We start from the raw sequence: 19,692 nt of genomic DNA, 5'->3' as shown, positions 1-19,692 counted from the left end.
ACGGCGCCGAGAGCCATAAGGTATTGCTGAGAACCATTGCTTGGGAAGGGGGCACGGCCATATGCCGGTGGATCCGGTCGGCGGCCCGGACGACCCGCTGACGCCGGTGCTGCGGCCGGTGCGCGCCGGGAACGGCTTCGAGGAGGCGCTGGAGCAGATCCTCCAGGTCGTACGGCTCGGTCTGGTGCCCGGCGGGGAGCGGCTGCCCGCGGAGCGGGAGCTGGCGGAGCGGCTCGGGATCAGCCGGGTGACGCTGCGCGAGGTGCTGAAGGTGCTCCAGGACCAGGGGCTGGTCGAGTCGCGGCGCGGACGGTACGGCGGAACGTTCGTGCTGCCCCGTACGGACGCCGTCGGCGAGAGTGAGCTGCGGCGGCGGGTGGCCGCGGTCGACATCGAGGACGTGCTGCGGTTCCGGGAAGTGCTGGAGGTGGGCGCGGCGGGGCTGTGCGCGGCGCACGGGCTTGACGACGAGCAGGCGGACCGGCTGCGGGACGCGCTCGCCCGCACGCACGACGCCCCGCTCGCCGACTACCGGCGCCTGGACACGCTGCTCCACCTCACCCTCGCCGAGCTGTCCGGATCGCCGACGCTGACCGCGCAGTACGCGGCGGTACGGGCGACGGTGAACGACCTGCTCGACTGCATCCCGCTCCTGGTCCGCAACCTGGAGCACTCGCAGCGCCAGCACACCGCGCTGGTGGAGGCGGTGCTCGACGGGGACGCGGACGGGGCGCGGGAGATCATGCGGGAGCACTGCGCGGGGACCGCGGCACTGCTGCGGGGGTTCCTGGCCTGAGGCCTTGCGCCGTACCACCGCCGGCGACAAAGGTATGAGGGCGATCCATTGAGGGCAGCGGGAGGACGTATGACCGGCAGGCCGCTGATCGGCGTCAGTACGTATCTGGAGGCAGGGGCGCGCTGGGGCGTGTGGGAACTGGACGCCGCACTGCTGCCGGCCGGGTACCCGCGGCTGGTGCAGCGCGCGGGCGGACTGGCCGCCATGCTGCCGCCGGACGCGGCGCAGCACGCGGCGGCGACGGTGGCCCGCCTCGACGCTCTGGTGATCGCGGGTGGCCCGGACGTCGAACCGGTCCGCTACGGTGCGTCCCCCGACCCCCGCACCGGGCCGCCCGCGCGGGAACGGGACGCCTGGGAACTGGCGCTGATCGAGGCGGCGTTGGCCGCGCGCGTACCGCTGCTCGGGATCTGCCGGGGCATGCAGCTGCTGAACGTCGCCCTCGGCGGCACGCTCGTCCAGCACCTCGACGGGCACGCGGAGGTGGTGGGGGTCTTCGGCCGCCATCCGGTCAAGCCGGTGCCGGGCACGCTGTACGCGGGTGTCGTCCCGGAGGAGACGTCCGTGCCGACGTACCACCACCAGTCCGTGGACCGGCTCGGCACCGGCCTCGTTCCCTCGGCGCACGCGGCGGACGGCACTGTGGAGGCGATCGAGCTTCCGTCCGCTGAGGGGTGGGTGCTGGGGGTGCAGTGGCATCCGGAGATGGGTGAGGATCTTCGGGTGATGCGGGCGTTGGTTCAAGCGGCGGCTTGACTGCCCGCGCGGCGCCCAAGAACTCGGTTCCGGCTGCCGGACGGCGGCTGCGGGTCCCGGGGGGCTGGTCGCGCAGTTCCCCGCGCCCCTGGGGGACGCCCTACCCGCCGCGTCCAGGAAGGTGCCGTCAGCCCCGCCAGCCACCCCCCTTGGCCGGCGACACCCGAGTCAGCCCCAGTAGCTCTCTCGCCGGTCCCGTCGGTCGGTGGCCCGTGCGCCAGACCGCCCGTAGGTCGCGGCGGAGCCGTGCGCCGTCCACCGGGACGCTGACCAGGCGCCGGGTGGACAGTTCCTCCCCGACCGCCAGTTCGCTCAGCACCGCCGGTCCGGCGCCGCCGACGGCGGATGCCTTCACGGCCGTCGTGGAGGACAGCTCGATCAGCGGCCGGGCGAGGCCGCCCAGCGCGGCGTCCAGGACCTGGCGGGTGCCCGAGCCCTTCTCCCGGAGGACCAGCGGCGTAGCCGCCAGTTCCTCGGCCGAAAGGGGGCGGCGTCGGCGGGCCCAGGGATGGCCGGGTGCTGTGACGACGATCAGGTGGTCGTGGGCGATGACGACCGAGTCCAGCCCGGTCGGCACCGTCAGTCCCTCCACGAAGCCCAGGTCGGCCTCGTCGGCCAGCAGCCGCTCCGCCACGGCCGCCGAGTTGCCCGCGAGCAGTGACACCGCCGTGTCCGGTCGCTGTGCGCGCAGCGCCAGCAGCCAGCCCGGCAGCAGGTACTCGGCGATCGTCATGCTGGCCGCGACCCGCAGCCGCGAGTCCCGCCGGTCCCGCAGCGCCTGTGCCCCGGCGTCGAAGGCCTCCGCCGCCTCGACGACCCGGCGTGCCCAGTCCGTCACCAGCGCACCGGCGTCCGTGAGCTGCGATCCGCGCGGTGAACGGTCCACCAGGGCCACGCCCAGCTGCCGCTCCATGGAGCGGATCCGGCTGCTGGCCGCCGGCTGGGTGATGCCGACCTCACGGGCCGCGGCGCCGAGGCTGCCCAGCCGGGCCACCGCCAGCAGCAGCTCCAGCGCGCCCAGATCCGGCACCCGGTGCGCCAGTGAGCCACCGCCCGTGGACGGCCGCCCGTTCTCCTGCCCCTTCGACCAGCTCATAACTCCACCTTATGCCCCGACAGAGGCATCCTCCCTGGCTCCCCGGTGGAGGCCTGCTCAGCGGAGAGCTGCTCGCAGGGCCTCGCCCAGCACCCGTGGTGCCTCGACGAGCGACGGCCCGTACCACGTCAGATGCCGGCCGCTGACGAGTGCGCACGGCAGCCCAGCGAAGGCCTCCGGTCCGTCGTCTGCGGTGAAGCGGTAGGGCTCGTCCGGCAGCACGACCACGTCCGGTGCCGCCGCGCGCAGGTCCTCGAGGGGGATCCGTGGATAGCGGTCCGCGTGGCCCGCGTACAGGTGGTCGACGCCGAGCCGGGCCAGTACGTCGCCCGCGAAGGTGTCCCGGCCGAGCACCATCCACGGCCGCCGCCAGATCGGCACCACGGCGGTCGTACGTGGGTCCAGGACGGGTGGCCGCGACCAGGCCGCCTCGGCCTCGTCCAGCCACCGCGGCCGGGACCCGGCACCGCAGGCGTCCAGCACCCGGGCCAGCTCACGGAAGGCCTGCGGCACGTCCCGCACCTCGGTCACCAGTACCTCGACGCCGACGGCGCGCAGGGCGTCGAGGTCGGGGGCGCGGTTCTCCTCCTCGTTGGCGATCACCAGGTCGGGGGCGAGGGCGAGGATACGCTCGGCCTTCGGGTTCTTGGTGCCGCCGACGCGGATGACGTCGAGATCCGCCGGACGGGTGCACCAGTCGGTGGCGCCGACCAGAGCGCCGGGCACGGACACCGCCACAGCCTCCGTCAGCGACGGCACCAGCGAGACGACCCGCACTACCGGGGCTTGTCGTGGACGGCCTCGATGTGCTCGGCCACGGCGACGACGAGGACCCGCGTGTCCGGCTCGGCGGCCCGCCAGCGGTGCCGGACGCCGCCCGTGAGGTACAGCGTGTCGCCGCGGCCCAGGCGATAGGCGCGGCCCTCCGCCTCTATCTCCACCGCGCCGTCCGCGACGTACAGCAACTGGTCGTTGCGGTACTGGAATTCACGCCCGGCGTCATGGTCGCCCGTGAACTCCGAGGCGTGCATCTGATGGTGACCGCGCACCAGGGAGCGCACCTGCGGTTCGGGCGTCGGCTCGGTGCTCTCGCAGCGCACCACGTCGACGCTGCACGCCGGGTCGGCGGCCGCGAGGAGTTCGACGGCGGTGGTGCGCAGGGCGTCGGCGACCTTCTCCAGGGAGCTGCGGCTGGGTCGCGCCCGGTCGTTCTCCACCTGGCTCAGGAAAGGGACCGACAGGCCGCTGCGCTCGGCCACGACGGCGAGGGTGAGCTCCAGGGCGCGGCGCCGCCGCCGTACGGCCGCGCCTACTCGAAGGGACTGCTCTTTGTGGTCGCCCATCGCTCCGGCTCCCTCCTTCGCTCGTCGCTCGCTCCTCGTGCGCCGCTGTCCGGGCGCACTCCGTTCTGATGAGTTCTCTGCACCCTATGCATGTTCGGCAAACCGTTTCATGCGCCTGTCACATCGCCGTCACACCGGGTGCCTCCCGACCTCACAGTTCGCGCCAGTGGATCGGCCCTCACAGTGGTCTTACGCGGGCGTCCTTCTCACTGCAACGCGTGAGGCTCGCCAGGTGTTCTCACCACAGCGGCGGCGGCCACGCGGTCGGGCGGACGAGGCTCGGGCAGGGCGTAGCTCTTCGTGGTTGGCCGGATCCTTTTCGTCCCTTCCATTGTCCGGTACGGGGCAATGCCACGAGGGGTGGGCTTCGCCGCACGCGTCGGTCGTGCGGTGAAGCCCACCCCTCGGGCAGGGCGTGCCGGGCCGGTCAGGTCACCCGGGCACGCGTCGGGGGACGACGGTCACTGCGGTGTCATCCGGCTCACCATGTCGGGGTGCTCCTCGAGCCAGGCGGCGACGGCCTCCTCCTCGTGGCCCTGGCCGCGGTCCTTGATCTCCGCCTCCAGGGTGCCCAGCTCGTCCTCGCTCATCTTGAAGTTCTTGATCCACTTCGTGAGCTGCGGGTACTGCTCCGGGAACTTCTCGCTGGAGATCGTGCGGATCGTGTTGCCCTCGCCGAAGTACTTCTCGGGGTCCTTCAGCTTGGTCAGCTCGTACTCGCTGTACGCCCAGTGGGGTGACCACAGCACGACGGCGATCGGCTCCTGCTCGGCGTACGCCCGCTTGAGCTCGGCCAGCATCGCCGGGGTGGAGCCGTCGACGACCTCGTACTCCTTGTCCAGGCCGTACCCGGGCAGGACCTTGGTCTTCAGCAGGTTCATCTCACCGGTGCCCGGCTCGATGCCGACGATCCGGCCGTCGAACAGGTCGGCCTTGCCCTTGAGGTCCTCCAGGGAGTCGACGCCCTTCACGTAGGAGGGGACGGCGAGCTCCAGTGAGGTCGGCTCGTACCAGGTGCCGAGGTCGTTGAGTTTGTCCTTGTGTTTGTCCCAGTAGTTCTTCTGGGCGTACGGCAGCCAGGCGTCGAAGTTGAGGTCCAGGTCGCCGGAGGCCAGGCCGGTGTAGACCGGGCCGACGTCCATCTGCTTGAGGTTCAGCTTGTAGCCGCGCCGTTCCAGGACGTTCTTCCACAGGTAGGTGACGGCGATGTCCTCGTCCCAGGGAAACCAGGCCACGTCCACGGGGCGCTTGGTCTCGGCGGGGGCCGCGCCGGCCGCGTTCTGGACCGGGGCCAGCTTGTCGACGACACCCTGGTTGTCCTTGAGCCAGGCCCGCACGGCGTCCTGCTGCTTGCCCTTGCCGGCCCTGTTGATCTCCGACTCCAGGCTGGTGAGCTGTTCCTCGCTCAGCTTGAAGTTCTTCAGCCACTCGCCGACGACCGGGTTCTCCTGGGCGAAGCCCTTGCGCGCGACGGTGTGCACACCGTCACCCTCGCCCCAGGCGCCCTTCGGGTCCTTGAGCTTCTTCAGCTTGTAGTCGTTGTACGCCCAGTGCGGCGACCAGAGCGTGACGACGATCGGCTCCTGCTTGGCGTACGCGCGCTTGAGCTCGGCCAGCATCGCGGGCGTGGAGCTGTCGACGACCTTGTACTCCTTGTCGAGGCCGTACTCCTTGAGGACCTTGCTCTTGAGCAGGCTCATCATGCCGGCGCTGGACTCGATACCGGTGATCTTGCCGCCGAACTTCGACGCCTGTCCCTTGAGGTCCTCCAGGGAGTCGACGCCCTTCATGTAGGCGGGCACGCTCAGCTCCAGGGAGGTGGGGCCGTACCAGGAGCCCAGGTCCTCGAGCTGTGCGCCGTACTTCTTCCAGTACTGCTCGTGGGTGATCGGCAGCCAGGCGTCGGTCTGGAAGTCGACGTCGCCCTGGGAGAGCGAGGTGTAGAGCGGTCCGGCCTCGAACTGCTTGGTCTCCACCTCGTAGCCGCGCTGCTCCAGGATCTCCTTCCAGAGATAGGTGGAGGCGACGCCCTCGTCCCAGGGGATGTAGCCGATGCTGATCTTCTTGCCCTGGCCGACGTTCGTGTCGGCGGCGACCGGGGCGGTCTTGTCGCTGCTGCCGAAGACGCCCATGCCGCCCGCCACGAGGGCGAGGACGACGACGCCGACGACGGCGACGGCCGGGCGGGGCCGGTACGACCAGATCTTCAGGCCCTGGGCGGCGCGCAGCCGGGCGGCGGCCCGCCGGCCGAGCGGCGAGACCTCGGTGCCCAGCGCGCTGGTCATACGGTCGAGGTAGATCGCGAGGATCACGATGGCGATGCCCGCCTCGGCGCCCAGGCCGACGTTGAGCTGGCCGATCGCCTCGTTCACGTCGCCGCCCAGGCCGTCGGCGCCGACCATGCCGGCGATCGCGGCCATCGACAGGCCGAGCATGATGACCTGGTTCACGCCGGCCATGACCGTGGGCAGCGCCAGCGGGAGCTGAACGCGCAGCAGGGTGTCGCGCGGGGTGGTGCCGAACGCCTCGGCCGCCTCGACCAGTTCCTTGTCGACCTGGCGGATGCCCAGCTCGGTCATGCGCACGCCCGGAGCGAGCGCGAAGATCAGGGTGGCGACGATGCCCGCGGCGGCGCCGCTGCCGAAGAAGAGGATCGCCGGGATGAGGTAGACCATCGCCGGCAGCGTCTGCATCAGGTCCAGCGCGGGCCGTACGACCGAGCTGACGCGGTTCGAGCGCGCCGCCCAGATGCCCACCGGGACCGAGATGACGAGCGCGATGACGGTGGCGACGACGACGAGCGACAGCGTCATCATCGCGTTCTCCCACAGTTCCAGGGAGATGACGAAGGCGAATCCCGCGAACGTGAGGACACCGGCGAGCGCGCCGCGCAGCCAGAAGGCGATCACGGCGAAGATACCCGCGAGGAGCAGCGGTTCCGGCGCCTGAAGCACGGAGTCGACGCCCTCGTAGGCGCCGCGGAAGACCTGCTCGAAGAAGTCGAAGAGCCATCCCATGTGGGTGGTGAGCCATTCGACCGTGTCATTGACCCAAGAGCCGAACTCGATCCTAGGCATTGGCGATCACCTTCTCTCCGCCCTTGTCGCGCGGGGAGTCGCACGGCTGCGGTGCGCCTGCCTCTTCTCCGAGGAAGCCGACAAGCCGCTGCCGCGGGACGACCCCGACCAGTTCCCGGCGTTTGTCGAGCACCGCGACGGGGTGCGGGACACGGGCGCTGATCGCGCACAGCTCACCGAACGGGGTGTCGGGCGTCGCGGTCTCGCAGCCGCAGTCGGCCTCGTCGCCGCGCACCTCGGTGTCCATGACGGCGCCCGCGGTCAGCACGCGGGAGCGGTCGACGTCCTGGGTGAAGGAGGCGACGTAGTCGTTCGCGGGGCGCAGCAGGATGTCCTCGGCGCTGCCGGTCTGCACGATCCGTCCGTCACGCATGACGGCGATGCGGTCACCCAGACGCATGGCCTCGTTGAGGTCGTGGGTGATGAAGACGATCGTCTTCTTCAGGCTCCGCTGGAGTTCGAGCAGCTGGTCCTGCATGTCGCGGCGGATCAGCGGGTCGAGGGCGCTGAAGGACTCGTCCATCAGCAGCAGGTCGGCGTCGGTGGCGAGGGCACGGGCCAGGCCGACGCGCTGCTGCATACCGCCGGAGAGCTCGTCAGGCCAGGACTTCTCCCAGCCGGCCAGACCGCACAGGGCGAGCGCCTCGCCGGCGCGCTGTTCGCGCTCGGCGCGGGGCACGCCCTGCACGCATAGGCCGTAGGCGGCGTTGTCCAGGACGCTGCGGTGCGGGAAGAGCGCGAAGTGCTGGAAGACCATGCTGATCTTCTTCGCCCGGACCTCGCGCAGGTCGCGGTCGCTGAGCGCGGTGAGGTCCTGGCCGTCGAAACGGACCGAGCCGGCGGTCGGCTCCAGCAGCCCGTTGAGCATGCGCAGCAGCGTGGACTTGCCGGATCCGGACAGGCCCATGACGACGAAGATCTGGCCTGGTTCCACGGTGAAGGAGGCGTCGATCACGGCGGCGGTGATGCCGTCGGCGCGCAACTCCTCCCGGTCTGCCCCTTTTCGGAGCCTGTCGACTGCCTCATCCGGTCGTCTGCCGAACACCTTGTACAGATGCTCGGCCTCTAGCCTGGCTGACACGCGTACCTCTTGTCTCGACGGCAGGGAAAAGGGGCGATGAGCGGACAAACTGTTTGAAAGTGCAACCGGCACCGCTCCGAGGCGGCGCCTGCCCCCGCCCCGCCTGCACAAACGCACTAGTGGCCCAGTTCACAGGGCGTTCGGCTGGTGGTTCACCCCCGGTCGCCTCCGGATGACTGTCGGAGCCGTACGGCATGATGCGAGGCGTGACCGGACGACTGATGCTCCTCGACACCGCCTCGCTCTACTTCCGCGCCTACTTCGGCGTCCCGGACTCGGTGAAGGCCCCGGACGGCACACCGGTGAACGCCGTGCGCGGACTGCTGGAATTCATCGACCGCCTCGTCCGGGACCACCAGCCGGACCACCTGGTCGCCTGCATGGACGCCGACTGGCGGCCGAAGTGGCGGGTCGACCTGATCCCCTCGTACAAGGCGCACCGCGTCGCCGAGGAGCACGAGGCGGGACCCGACGAGGAGGAGGTGCCGGACACACTGTCGCCGCAGGTGCCGGTCATCGAGGCCGTCCTCGACGCGCTCGGCATCGCACGCGTGGGCGTCGAGGGGTACGAGGCGGACGACGTCATCGGCACGTTCACCACACGGGCGGCCGGCCCGGTGGACATCGTCACCGGCGACCGGGACCTGTACCAGCTGGTGGACGACGCGCGCGGGGTGCGGGTGCTGTACCCGCTGAAGGGCGTGGGCACGCTGCAGCTCACGGACGAGGCGTGGCTGCGCGAGAAGTACGGCGTCGACGGCAGCGGGTACGCGGATCTGGCCCTGCTGCGCGGCGACCCGAGCGACGGCCTGCCGGGCGTACCGGGCATCGGAGAGAAGACGGCCGCGAAGCTGCTGGCCGAGTTCGGCGATCTGGCGGGGATCCTGGCCGCCGTCGACGACCGCACGGCCCGGCTCACGCCGACACAGCGCACGCGGCTGAGCGAGGCGCGGCCGTATCTCGCGGTGGCACCGACGGTGGTCCGGGTCGCGACGGACGTACCGCTGCCGGATGTCGACACGACACTGCCGCGCACTCCCCGCGACCCGGCGGCGCTGGACGGGTTGGCCGCGCGGTGGGGACTGGGCGGGTCGTTGCAGCGGCTACTGACGACCCTCAGATCGTGATCATTCCGGCAATCAAGACAACCCGGACTCATAAACTCGCCGGGAGAGAGGTGTTTACTGGGGGAAGATGGTAAGTTAGGCAAACCTAAGTTTTTGGGGAACGGGGAGACCGTCATGGCAGAACGTCCGGCCCGGCAGCCGCGGAGGGCTCATTCCGCGCAGGTCGTCCGCACCGAACGGCTCACTCCGCACATGCAGCGTGTGGTCTTGGGCGGCCCGGGTCTCGCCGAGTTCGCGGCGGGCACGTGCACCGACCACTATGTGAAGCTCCTGTTCCCCGCCGACGGCGTCACCTACCCCGAGCCCTTCGACATGCAGCGGATCCGCGAGGAATTCCCGCGCGAGCACTGGCCGGTCACGCGGACGTACACCGTGCGCGCCTGGGACCCCGAACTGCGCGAGCTGACACTGGACTTCGTGCTCCACGGCGACGAGGGACTGGCCGGCCCCTGGGCGATGCGTGTCCAGCCCGGCGAGACCATCCACTTCATGGGCCCCGGCGGCGCCTACGCCCCCGACGCGGGCGCCGACTGGCATCTGCTCGCCGGTGACGAGAGCGCGCTGCCCGCGATCGGGGCCGCCCTGGAATCGCTCCCGGACGACGCCGAGGTCCGGGCCTTCGTGGAGGTCTCCGGCCCCGAGGAGCGGCAGAAGTTCGACTCCGACGTGGAGGTCGTCTGGCTGTACCGCGGCGACCGTCCCGTCGGCGAGGCGCTCGTCGAGGCCGTACGGGCACTGGAGTTCCCGGCGGGCCGGGTGCACGCGTTCGTGCACGGCGAGGCGGGCTGCGTGAAGGAGCTGCGCCGACTGCTGCGGGTCGAGTACCAGATCCCGCGCGAGGACCTGTCGATCTCCGGCTACTGGCGGCTCGGCCACAACGAGGACGGCTGGCAGGCCGCGAAGCGGGACTGGAACGCCCGCATCGAGGCGGAGCAGGAGAGCGGCGTGGCCGCCGCTTAGTGGTCGGCTCCCGAAGTCCTTCGGGGGTTGACAGCGGAGCAGTTGTGGTGCGTGGTGTCCCGGCTCACCGAGCCGTCACCGTGTCTCCCCGAAGCCACCGAGCGGTGTTGAAGTTCCCCCCGCTGCCCGGACAGCCTGATACTGGGACGGACGGTCCCGGAGGAAGCAGTTCCAGGTAGTGAGCAAGAAGAGCAATACGAGCAAGCGGTACACGGCCGAGTTCAAGCGCGACGCGGTGGCCCTGGTGTACTCGTCGGGCAAGACGGTCACCGAGGTCGCCCGGGACATCGGCGTCAGCGCCGAGGGACTGCGGAACTGGGTCAACCAGGACAAGACCGACCGTGGGCAGGGGCCGGCGGGAGCGTTGACCACGGCGGAGCGCGAGGAACTGGTGCGACTGCGCCGCAAGGTCCGCGAGATGGAACAGACCATCGAGGTGCTGGGAAAAGCGACCGCCTTCTTCGCGAACCACAAGACGAAGTAGACGTAGCCGCGCGCTACGCGTTCGTCGACGTGGAGAAGGCCGGCCCCGACCGTCCGGACGGCTACAGCGTCTCGTTGCTGTGCCGGGCTCTGAAGATCTCACGCTCCGGCTACTACGCCTACCTCGCCGCCCGTCCGGCCGCTGCCGCCACAGCGCGCGAGGAGGACGAACTGGTGGCCGAGATCCGGCAGATCCACGAGGAGTCCCGCCGCGCCTACGGCTCCCCGAGGATCACCGCGGCCCTGCGCCGCCGGGGACGCCGGATCAACCGGAAGAGGGTCGAGCGGCTGATGCGCGAGCACGACATCCGCGGGATCACCCGCCGCAAGCGGCGCAGCCTCACCAAGGCAGACCGTAAGGCGGCACCCTCCCCGGACCTGGTCGGACGCGACTTCACCGCTGTCGAGCCGGGCACGAAGCTGGTCTCCGACATCACCTATCTGCCGACGTTGGCCGGCTGGTGGTATCTGGCGACGGTCATCGACCTGGCTACTCGCGAGGTGGTCGGGTACGCGATGGCCGACCACCACCGCGCCGAGCTGGTCGTCGACGCCCTGAAGATGGCCGCCGGCCGTGGCGCCCTCAAGCCGGGCTGCATCGCACACTCGGACCGGGGCTCGGAGTACACGTCGCGCGAATACCGCATGCTGATACGGGAGTTGAACCTGAGGCAGAGTATGGGAAGAACGGGCTCGTGTTACGATAACGCCGCGGCCGAAAGCTTTTTCGGACTGCTGAAAGCGGAGATCGGAACCACCGTCTGGGAGTCCCACGAAGCGGCCCGCGCTGACGTCTTCCGCTTCATAGAGGTCGAGTACAACCGCACCCGGCTGCGCAAGCACCCCGTGTACGGCTACGTCACGCCGCTCGAGACTAGAACCCTGACGGCCCACGACCTCACCCCCGCAGCGTAACCATCCGCTGTCCAGGTCCAGGGGGGAACTTCACACCCCAGCTGATCCACAACTCTTGACAATGACTCTCGGCGTGACCGTATAGGTGGCTGTCCGCCGTGTCGACGAGTTCCACTCCGGACTCCACCGCGCAACGCAGGCCTTCGAGCAGTTGCGCGTCGTCCGGTCGGCTGGCGCCCGCGGACCACCGGGAGGTGCCTGTGCCGACACCCAGGGGACTCAGGACCAAGCCCCGGGCCACGGAACGGCGGGGGAGATCGCTCGGCAGCATCAGTGCGTGCCACCTGCTCGGTAGAGGAAGATCGCGACGACTCGTTTCCCCGCCTCGTCGGGCTGCACACGCCAGGCACTCGCCAATTCGTTCACCAGAAAGAGGCCTCTCCCGTTCACATCCTCATCGCCGGCCCGTGTCGGACTCTGCGGCACCGCTGCCGTGTCCCCACCGCTGTCGCGGACCTGGACCACCGTCCCCCACGGGTAAAGATCGAGGGAGACAGCGACGGCCTCTCCGGCGTGCTCAACCGCGTTGCCCACCAGCTCGTCGGCTACTAGCACCACGTCGTCTTTGTAGTCCTCGGGGGCCTCCGTGAGCGTCCGGCGGACTATGCCGCGAGCAGCGCTCTGGGGCGCTTCGAGGCCACGGAGGTCGAGCGCGGCATGCCTCATGGGCTGGCCGATGCAGCATTCCTGGCTGATCTGCAAGGCGGTACTGGTGGGACCAAGCACGGGGTCACTCCTCGCTGCATTCACGGTGCCCGGGGGACGGACTGGCAAGTCCTGGTGAATACGGTCGCTCATGACGCATCGCCAGCGACAGTGCCAGGAAGCGAGGGTGGGACGGGTCGGCTGCGGCCCGCCCCACCCGGCGCGGATCAAAAGGGCTTGGTCGGCAGGTACTTGCCGTCCAGGGTGATGACGGCGCGCTCGCCGCCCTCGGGGTCGGCGACCTTCTTCACGTCGAGCTTGAAGTTGATCGCGGAGATGATCCCGTCGCCGAACTGCTCGTGGATCAGGGCCTTCAGGGTGGTGCCGTAGACCTGGAGCATCTCGTAGAAGCGGTAGACGGTCGGGTCGGTGGGGATGCCGCCGGGGATCGAGCCGCGGGTGGGGACGGTCTGCAGCAGCAGCGCCGCATCATCGTCCAGGCCCAGCAGCTCGGCGACCGCCTTCGCGGAGTCCTCCGGCAGGGGATGCTGGCCGAGGACGGCCGCGGTGGTGAAGGCGACCGACAGGCCGGCGGCGTCGGCGATCCGCTGCCAGGAGAGGTCCTTGCGGGTCTTGGCCTCCACGGCCTGAGCGGCCAGGGCCTGGCGGGCGGCGGGGTCGAGCTGAGCGTGCACCATGGGTGGATTCCTTTTCGGTGAGTGCCGCTTCGCGCATCGTTCGCAAAGCGCGCGGGTTCAGAAGAGTGGTCCCGGATGGCGCTGACAGGGCCGGTCCGGGAAGCCGGTTTTCAGGCAGCGAGTGGGGCGGTGGAGCCGGTGGCGTTGAGTTCCTCGACGTGGCCGGTGGCGATGTCGAAGACCCAGCCGTGCAGAGTGACCTTCTGCTGGGCCAGGGCGCGGGCGACCGAAGGGTGGGTGGCCAGGCTCGCCAGCTGGGCCAGCACGTTCTGCCGCACCAGGGCCGGCACGTCCCCCGCGGTGGCGGTACGGGCCACCGAGGCGTCGGCGAGCCGCAGCCAGTCGGCGACCGCCGGGGCGTTGCTCAGGTCGTGGCCGTGAGCGAGGGCGGTCATCGCGCCGCACGCGGAGTGCCCGCAGACGACGATGTCCGTCACACCGAGCTGGGCGACGGCGTACTCGATGCTCGCCGCGACCCCGTCGGCGCCGGGGGCGTAGGCGGGGACGAGGTTGCCGGCGGTGCGGATGACGAACAGCTCGCCGGGCTCGCACCCGGTGATCAGCTCGGGGACGACGCGGGCGTCGGAGCAGCCGATGAACAGCGTGTGCGGGGTGTGGTGGGCGGCCAGGTGGGCGAAGAGCTCCTTCTTGGCCGGGAAGACGTCCTGCTGGAAACGCGCGATGCCCTTGGCGAGGTCATGCATGGGTCACTCCCTTCCTTGGTGGCCCGGGCCCGTGGGGCCGGTGAAATCCACTGTGCATGACCTCGATCTATAGTGTCCAAGAGCCGCTTGCCATGACTGCTATTGGTGACATCTATAGTTGTGGGTATGGCCTTGGAACTGCGTCATCTGCGCTATCTGCTCGCCGTGGCCGATCACGGCAACTTCACCCGTGCCGCCGAGGAGCTGCACCTTTCCCAGCCCACCCTGTCCCAGCAGATCAAGCAGCTCGAACGGGCCCTGGGCGTGCAGTTGCTGGACCGTACCGGCCGCACCGTGCGCCTCACCGACGCCGGCGAGGTGTACGCCCACCACGCCCGCAGCGCGCTGCGAGACCTGGCCGCCGCCGAGCGTGCCGTCCACGACGTGCAAGACCTCTCCCGCGGACATCTACGGCTGGCGGTCACCCCCACCTTCACGGCCTACCTGGTCGGCCCGCTCACCGCCGAACTCCACACCCGCCACCCCGGCATTACCCTGACCCTGCGGGAGACCAGCCAGGACCGCATCGAAACCGGCCTACTGGCCGACGAGTTCGACCTCGGAATCGCCTTCCACGGCCCCCACCTGCCCGGTATCACCGCCACCGCCCTGTTCACCGAGACACTCACCCTCGTCACCAGCACCCATCACCCCACCGCCGACCGACCCCGCCCGCTACCGGCACCAGAGCTCGCCGAGCGACAACTAGCCCTGCTCAGCGGCGACTTCGCCACTCGCAGCCACATCGACGCCTATCTCCGACAGCACCGCGTCAGCCCGCGCATCACCGTCGAGGCCAACTCCATCCAGGCTCTCACCGAAGTCGTCCAACGCACCCCACTGGCGACCGTCCTCCCCGACGCCATCACCCACGACCACCCCCGCCTCACCCCCATCCCGCTCGATCCCGCCTTCCCCACCCGCACTGTCACCCTCCTGCACCGCACTGACGCCTACCAGAGCGCCGCCACCCGCGCCTTCACCCACCTCACCCACGACCTCGTCCGCACCCGCGGATACACACCGGCCTCCTGAACGCACCATCGCCCAGCCCGGCGCCGAGCCAGAACGCCGCCTGTGAGCCGGCGTCGGCGAGGGTCACGGGCGGCGCCTCTTCGAGGTGGCCGGCGTCAAGTTCGGCGCACTGGGCGATGAGGCGCTCGCGCCGTTCGATCACGGGGCAGTCGTCGGCCGGGGGCGTCGGGCACGGTCTGCTCGGCTTCGGCGAGCGCCGCGCGATGTTCGGCGTGCTCTTGGTCCGCCTCGGACTCGGACGCGGCCTGATCGTGGCCGACCCCACGATGACCCAGCCGCTCGCGCCCGCGGCCGGGTCGGGGGGCCGGCCCAGGTTCCCCCCGGTCCAGGCCGTACTGGTCCAACGCCTTTACGGCGAGAGGGAGAAGACGGCCCAGCAGCTCGCCGACATGTCGGGTGCACCTCGCTCCACGGTGTACGGGCACTCGACCACGAGAAGACCGTGCCCCGGCAGCCGAAGCACCCTCCTCGCCTACGGCGTGACCGGCGGGTTCGGCCTACCGCCGAAATCGGTTCCGACGCCAGATGCCTACTGCGGGGCGGTGCGGTTCAGCAGCGAACGCAGGACGGTCTCCGTGTGCGTCCACAACAGTGCGCTGCCTGCGTTCGGTACGAGGAAGCGGCGTGCCGTGGGCATGCGCTGGGCGAGGAACTCCCCGAGGTCCGGCGAATGCATGGGGTTGGTGTCCTGGTCTCCGTACCAGAGGTCGATCGGGACCGGGATCGATGAAGGGACGAACGGCCAGCGGCTCAGGGCGAGTACCGTCTCGCGCGCATGCCCGGCGCCACCCTGCGCAAAGCCGTCCGCGAGTGCCCGCCGGTAGTTCCGGTCGAACACTGGGTCGGCGTAAACGCACTGGTCGGCGCCGTGGCTCATGCCGGCGACGACTCCCCGGAGAGTGTCGGCGTCCGCCGTGTTCGCGAGCAGGAGTTCCGCGGCGGACGCGCTGGCGGCTACCTGTTTCACCAGCATGGCGGCCTCCGGCTCCAGCGCAGGCGCTGCGGCCATGTGGGGATCTGCCCTTCCTGCCCGGTCATGGCGTTGTGCGGGCGGCCCGCCGGGCGCCCCGGGCGGAGGCGCGCCGGGTGAGGTCTTAGGTCTGGCGCACGCGCTGGTGTGCCGGCGGTGGGATCATGCACTGCACTGGGAACAGGTCTGGTCGCGCCGGCCGCCCCGCACCGTCACCCTCCTGCACCGAGACGGCGCCCACGACTCCCCGCTACGAGGGGAAGCCAGAGCTGACGCGGCGTGTGTCGAGCGTCAGCAGGAGCTGCGCTGCCTGCTTGGCTTGGCGGGCCGCGGCGGGTGTGCCTGAGATAGCGGCGGTGGTCATGGCCCCCTCGGCCAGCAGGGCGATCTGGGTGCCGGTGTCTGCCGCCGCTCCCGCAGCTGCCGCCAGCTCCCGCAGGTAGGCGTGGAAGGCGTCCTTGTGGTGCCGGGCCAAGGCGCCGACCTGGGGTGATGTGCCGCCCAGCTCGCCGAAGGAGTTGATGAAGGCGCACCCGTGGAAGTCGGGCTGGGTGAACCAGTCCTCCAGCCAGTCGAAGACGGCAAGCAGCCGCTCCTGCGGAGTTTCCGCGGCCGTGTCGACATGGGCGGCAAGGCTTTGGAGCCAGCGCGTGTCCCTGCGGGCCAAGTACGTCTCGACGAGGTCGCCCTTGGAAGGGAACAGCTGATAGAGGCGCCGCAGTGTGACGCCCGAGGCATCGCGGATCACGTCCATGCCCACGGCTTGGATGCCTCGGGCATAGAAGAGGTCTTCGGCGGCGTCCAGGATGCGCTCGCGTGCCAGATCGGTGTCCACGTTTCCTTCCCCTTGCGTGAGAACCATCGTTCCCCTAGTGTAGGAGACATCGCGTAGTGTAGGAGACATCGCGAGAACGATCGTTCTCGCAGCCGTAATGCTTCCCAGACGAAGGAGTGCGTCATGTCCGAGCAGCGTCCCCCGTTCCCGCCGTTCACCCGGGAAACGGCGATCAGCAAGGTCCGCCAGGCCGAAGACGGCTGGAACACCCGCGACGCCGAGAAGGTCGCCCTCGCCTACACGCCCGACTCGCGCTGGCGCAACCGCGCGGAGTTCGTCACCGGCCGCGAAGAGATCGTGAAGTTCCTGACCCGCAAGTGGAACCGGGAACTGGACTACCGCCTCATCAAGGAGCTGTGGGCGTTCGACGGGAACCGCATCGCGGTGCGGTTCGCCTACGAGTACCGCGACGACGCCGGCCAGTGGTTCCGCGCCTACGGCAACGAGAACTGGGAGTTCGACGACAACGGCCTCATGCGCGTGCGCCACGCGAGCATCAACGACCTGCCCATCGCCGAGGAGGAGCGCAAGTACCACTGGCCGCTGGGCCGCCGACCCGACGACCACCCCAGTCTCTCCGACCTCGGGCTGTAAACCGCACCCGGCGGCCGGCCAGGAGCGCGACCGCGTCCGAGCATCCAGGCCCCGTGCCCGGCGCCCTCACACCCAGCACGAGCGGACAACCGCACTGCAGTGGCCGGCGCCCCGCTCCGACCGCGAGCCACCGCCGGCCACCATCCGGACACCCAACCGGGCCGTCCAGCTCATCAAACGCGCGCGCCCACCACGCCATCACACTCTGCGCCAGGAAGCCGAAGCCGTGGCGTGCTCCCGCAGGCAGCCAGGCGTGAACACGCCGGGCCGGGACCGTCATCGCCCCGGCCCGGCGCAACCGGTTGACACACAAATCCCCTCAGGAGTCAGCCACCTCCGCATCCCTCACGCAGCCCGTTCTGGAGCCCCCCGCCGCAGCGTTCGCGGAGGCGACCGCCAACCCGCCCTACCTCTGACCTGCCTCCGGCGGAGGTCGGCGCAAGGCGGTTGACGAGGTGCAGTCCGGCGAAATCGACAAGCCGGCGATCGACGAGGAGTGGATCACCGTTTCCGGCGGTCCGACAGGGAGCGTCCGGGCGCGTATCGTCAAGCCCGCCGGCGCGACCGGCACCCTCCCGGTGATCATCTACATCCACGGCGCGGGCTTCGTCTTCGGCAACGCCCACACCCACGAGCGTCTGGTGCGCGAACTCGCCGTCGGCGCGAACGCCGCGGTCGTCTTCCCCGAGTACGACCTGTCGCCCGAGGCGAAACGGGACGAGGTGGCCGGCCCCGTGGCCGCGCTCCGGGCGGGGACGGCTGTGGTGAAGGCGGCCGGGCGGTGACCGGCCCGTGCACTGCCAGGCACCAGACCGTGCGCTGACGGTCGAACCTTCTCCCGGGCTCCTCCATAGCCTGATCGCGGCGGCTTCGCGTTCCGGACCGGGCAGCTCTCGCCGGCGTCCTGTACGTCCTGCGGACCGGTGTCGCCTGGCGGGACGTCCCCGCGGAGACGGTGGGCTGTTCCGGAGTGACGGCCTGGCGCCGACTGCGGGACTGGACCGAGGCCGGCGTCTGGCCACGCCTGCATGCCGCCCTGCTGGCCGAACTGCGCCGCGCCGACTCGTTGGACCTGGACGACTGCGCCGTGGACGGATCGCACGTCCGGGCCCTCAAAGGGGGGATCACGTCGGCCCCTCGCCCGTCGACCGGGCCCGCCCCGGCTCCAAGCACCACCTGATCGTCGACCGCCACGGAACCCCGCTCGCCGTTACCCTCACCGGCGGCAACCGGCACGACGTGACCCAGCTCCTGCCCCTGCTGGACGCCGTCCCGCCCATCCGGGGCCTGCGCGGACGTCCCCGCCGCAAGCCCCGGCGGCTGTACGCCGACCGGGGCTACGACTTCGACAAGTACCGCCGCCTGCTGTGGAAACGCGGCATCAAACCCGTGATCGCCCGACGCGGCGTCGCCCACGGCTCCGGACTGGGCAAGGTCCGCTGGGTGGTCGAGCGCGCCTTCGCCTGGCTGCACCAGTTCAAACGGCTCCGCACCCGCTACGAACGACGAGCCGATCTCCACCAGGGCCTGCTCGAACTGGCCTGCAGCCTCATATGCCTCCGCCGCCTGCGAACCTCGTTTTGAAACGATCAGTTAGGCCGAACGACAAACCCCCTCGTGCCCACTCCGGCCGCGAGTCCAGGATGAATCTCTTCTCGTCATCAAGGTTCGAGGGGTTCGCGGGTAGGTGACCATCAGCCCAGCTCCAGGCGACCGCAGCTTGCACAGTGCCTGCAGCTGTCACCTCGACAGCATCGTCGAACCTGTCCGTCCACGGGAGCAGAAGCGTGATCGGCGAGACTCGCAGGGCCACGGCAAGCGCCGCCAGGTCGTCAACGTCCACGCGGCGCGTGCCGGCCTCGATGCGCGAGACGCCGAGCGGCGGAATGGGGCGGCCCAGCTCTTCCGTCCGGTCGGCGAGCTGCTTCTTTGTCATGCCGCGCGCCTCGCGGATGCGCGCGACGTTGGCCCGCACCTGGCCGCTCGCGTATGGGGCGCCGGATGCGACGCGATGGACCGCATGAGCGTGGCCGACGCTGCCCGCGCCTGCTACCAGCCCGGGGGCCCGTCCCTCGCCGAGCTGGAGCAGCGCATCCGCACCGACCGCGCCGACCGCACCTCGGGTGCGCCGATGAGTAGCCCCGCAGAACCGGCCCTCGACCTCATCCAGACCGACGGCTCAGTCATTATTCCCCCCACCATCGCGGGTGACGTGCTGCGTGCACTCGTTCGCGACCTCACAGCCCGCGTGCGCGCCGACGGGGGCGAGGTGGCCCCCGGCGTCCGCCGACTTCTGTACGCGCTACATACGGCGGCACAGCACGCCGAGCACCGGACTGAAATCGAACACATTTCCGATAACGGCACCGCGCCGAACATGACTGACACCGTGGCCACGTCTACGGAGGTGTCGGTCCAAGAGGCCGCCGCACTGCTCGGCTGCGCCGCCGAGTACGTGCGGCGCCTCGCCCGACACGGCGCCTTCACGGCACGACGCATCGGCGCCCGCACATGGGCGATCGACCGCGCCGCCCTCGACCACTACCGCCACGGGAGAACCGCAGCATGACCACGCTA

General features: G+C 70.2%; 20 protein-coding genes and 2 pseudogenes. 11 read left to right on the top strand and 11 right to left on the bottom strand.

Annotation, left to right across the window (positions count from 1 at the left end; translation table 11 throughout):
- The first annotated feature begins 61 nt into the window (after positions 1-61).
- Positions 62-796 (top strand): FadR/GntR family transcriptional regulator, encoded by a 735-nt coding sequence (locus ACKTSN_RS37365; RefSeq protein ID WP_409473135.1) that lies wholly within the window; start codon positions 62-64, stop codon positions 794-796.
- Positions 797-865: 69 nt separating this feature from the next.
- The gene (locus ACKTSN_RS37360; RefSeq protein WP_409473134.1) at positions 866-1,552 is read left to right on the top strand and encodes a gamma-glutamyl-gamma-aminobutyrate hydrolase family protein; all 687 of its coding nucleotides are present in this window, start codon (positions 866-868) and stop codon (positions 1,550-1,552) included.
- A 127-nt stretch (positions 1,553-1,679) separates the two neighbouring features.
- Here the strand turns inward: ACKTSN_RS37360 and ACKTSN_RS37355 are convergent, their stop codons facing one another.
- The 5 genes from ACKTSN_RS37355 to ACKTSN_RS37335 form a co-directional block, all read right to left on the bottom strand.
- Complete coding sequence (locus ACKTSN_RS37355) at positions 1,680-2,648, bottom strand: LysR family transcriptional regulator (protein ID WP_409473133.1); 969 nt, start codon at positions 2,646-2,648, stop codon at positions 1,680-1,682.
- A 57-nt stretch (positions 2,649-2,705) separates the two neighbouring features.
- Entirely contained in the window at positions 2,706-3,425 is a 720-nt protein-coding gene (locus ACKTSN_RS37350; RefSeq protein WP_409473132.1) for a helical backbone metal receptor, read from the bottom strand.
- Positions 3,425-3,991, bottom strand: a complete 567-nt coding sequence (locus ACKTSN_RS37345) for a helix-turn-helix domain-containing protein (RefSeq protein WP_129796937.1) — start codon at positions 3,989-3,991, stop codon at positions 3,425-3,427. The genes ACKTSN_RS37350 and ACKTSN_RS37345 overlap by 1 nt, the downstream gene beginning before the upstream one ends.
- A 461-nt stretch (positions 3,992-4,452) precedes the next feature.
- Positions 4,453-7,068 carry an ABC transporter permease/substrate binding protein gene (locus ACKTSN_RS37340; RefSeq protein WP_409473131.1) on the bottom strand — a complete coding sequence of 872 codons (2,616 nt, stop codon included), beginning with the start codon at positions 7,066-7,068 and terminating at the stop codon, positions 4,453-4,455.
- Positions 7,061-8,149: a quaternary amine ABC transporter ATP-binding protein gene (locus tag ACKTSN_RS37335; RefSeq protein ID WP_409473130.1), complete on the bottom strand. Its 1,089-nt coding sequence runs from the start codon at positions 8,147-8,149 to the stop codon at positions 7,061-7,063. Before ACKTSN_RS37335 ends, ACKTSN_RS37340 begins: the two co-directional genes overlap by 8 nt.
- 197 nt (positions 8,150-8,346) lie before the next feature.
- Between ACKTSN_RS37335 and ACKTSN_RS37330 the strand changes: the two genes are divergently transcribed.
- The 4 genes from ACKTSN_RS37330 (at position 8,347) to ACKTSN_RS37315 (ending at position 11,634) form a co-directional block, all read left to right on the top strand.
- Positions 8,347-9,276 carry a 5'-3' exonuclease gene (locus ACKTSN_RS37330; protein ID WP_409475009.1) on the top strand — a complete coding sequence of 310 codons (930 nt, stop codon included), beginning with the start codon at positions 8,347-8,349 and terminating at the stop codon, positions 9,274-9,276.
- Positions 9,277-9,390: 114 nt separating this feature from the next.
- The gene (locus ACKTSN_RS37325) at positions 9,391-10,236 is read left to right on the top strand and encodes a siderophore-interacting protein (protein ID WP_409473129.1); all 846 of its coding nucleotides are present in this window, start codon (positions 9,391-9,393) and stop codon (positions 10,234-10,236) included.
- A gap of 178 nt (positions 10,237-10,414) precedes the next feature.
- Positions 10,415-10,720: a transposase gene (locus ACKTSN_RS37320; protein WP_409467273.1), complete on the top strand. Its 306-nt coding sequence runs from the start codon at positions 10,415-10,417 to the stop codon at positions 10,718-10,720.
- 29 nt (positions 10,721-10,749) lie between these two features.
- Positions 10,750-11,634, top strand: coding sequence for an IS3 family transposase (locus ACKTSN_RS37315; protein WP_409467272.1), 885 nt, complete (start codon positions 10,750-10,752; stop codon positions 11,632-11,634).
- Positions 11,635-11,904: 270 nt separating this feature from the next.
- On the opposite strand, the gene ACKTSN_RS37310 is transcribed toward ACKTSN_RS37315, so the two are convergent.
- From ACKTSN_RS37310 to ACKTSN_RS37300, 3 genes are all read right to left on the bottom strand, one after another.
- Positions 11,905-12,360, bottom strand: a complete 456-nt coding sequence (locus ACKTSN_RS37310) for an ATP-binding protein (protein WP_409473128.1) — start codon at positions 12,358-12,360, stop codon at positions 11,905-11,907.
- 146 nt (positions 12,361-12,506) lie between these two features.
- Positions 12,507-12,977 (bottom strand): cyanase, encoded by a 471-nt coding sequence (cynS, locus tag ACKTSN_RS37305; protein ID WP_409473127.1) that lies wholly within the window; start codon positions 12,975-12,977, stop codon positions 12,507-12,509.
- Positions 12,978-13,087: 110 nt separating this feature from the next.
- Positions 13,088-13,681, bottom strand: coding sequence for a carbonic anhydrase (locus tag ACKTSN_RS37300; RefSeq protein WP_409473126.1), 594 nt, complete (start codon positions 13,679-13,681; stop codon positions 13,088-13,090).
- Positions 13,682-13,807: 126 nt separating this feature from the next.
- Here ACKTSN_RS37300 and cynR point away from each other — a divergent pair, with 126 nt between their 5' ends.
- Positions 13,808-14,716 (top strand): transcriptional regulator CynR, encoded by a 909-nt coding sequence (gene cynR, locus ACKTSN_RS37295; RefSeq protein ID WP_409473125.1) that lies wholly within the window; start codon positions 13,808-13,810, stop codon positions 14,714-14,716.
- A 529-nt stretch (positions 14,717-15,245) separates the two neighbouring features.
- Here the strand turns inward: cynR and ACKTSN_RS37290 are convergent.
- Together ACKTSN_RS37290 and ACKTSN_RS37285 are read right to left on the bottom strand one after the other, a co-directional pair.
- Positions 15,246-15,725 (bottom strand): alpha/beta fold hydrolase, encoded by a 480-nt coding sequence (locus ACKTSN_RS37290; protein WP_409473124.1) that lies wholly within the window; start codon positions 15,723-15,725, stop codon positions 15,246-15,248.
- Between the two features lie 211 nt (positions 15,726-15,936).
- The gene (locus tag ACKTSN_RS37285; RefSeq protein ID WP_409473123.1) at positions 15,937-16,521 is read right to left on the bottom strand and encodes a TetR/AcrR family transcriptional regulator; all 585 of its coding nucleotides are present in this window, start codon (positions 16,519-16,521) and stop codon (positions 15,937-15,939) included.
- A gap of 123 nt (positions 16,522-16,644) precedes the next feature.
- Between ACKTSN_RS37285 and ACKTSN_RS37280 the strand changes: the two genes are divergently transcribed.
- The 3 genes and pseudogenes from ACKTSN_RS37280 to ACKTSN_RS37270 form a co-directional block, all read left to right on the top strand.
- Positions 16,645-17,115, top strand: a complete 471-nt coding sequence (locus ACKTSN_RS37280; protein WP_409473122.1) for a DUF1348 family protein — start codon at positions 16,645-16,647, stop codon at positions 17,113-17,115.
- 302 nt (positions 17,116-17,417) lie between these two features.
- Positions 17,418-17,828, top strand: a pseudogene (locus tag ACKTSN_RS37275) (alpha/beta hydrolase); the annotation flags it as partial.
- A gap of 152 nt (positions 17,829-17,980) precedes the next feature.
- A pseudogene (locus ACKTSN_RS37270) lies at positions 17,981-18,699 on the top strand (IS5 family transposase); the annotation flags it as partial.
- Here the strand turns inward: ACKTSN_RS37270 and ACKTSN_RS37265 are convergent.
- Positions 18,665-19,090, bottom strand: coding sequence for a helix-turn-helix domain-containing protein (locus ACKTSN_RS37265; protein WP_409473121.1), 426 nt, complete (start codon positions 19,088-19,090; stop codon positions 18,665-18,667). The pseudogene ACKTSN_RS37270 and the gene ACKTSN_RS37265 overlap by 35 nt on opposite strands.
- Positions 19,091-19,135: 45 nt before the next feature.
- Between ACKTSN_RS37265 and ACKTSN_RS37260 the strand changes: the two genes are divergently transcribed.
- Positions 19,136-19,684, top strand: coding sequence for a helix-turn-helix domain-containing protein (locus tag ACKTSN_RS37260; RefSeq protein ID WP_409473120.1), 549 nt, complete (start codon positions 19,136-19,138; stop codon positions 19,682-19,684).
- Positions 19,685-19,692: the final 8 nt, after the last annotated feature.

It is taken from the genome of Streptomyces flavusporus, from assembly GCF_046267975.1.
In the GTDB taxonomy this organism is placed as follows: Bacteria; Actinomycetota; Actinomycetes; order Streptomycetales; family Streptomycetaceae; genus Streptomyces; species Streptomyces flavusporus.
The sequence above is the reverse complement of the archived record's forward strand: the minus strand, read 5'-3'. Positions and strand labels throughout refer to the sequence as shown.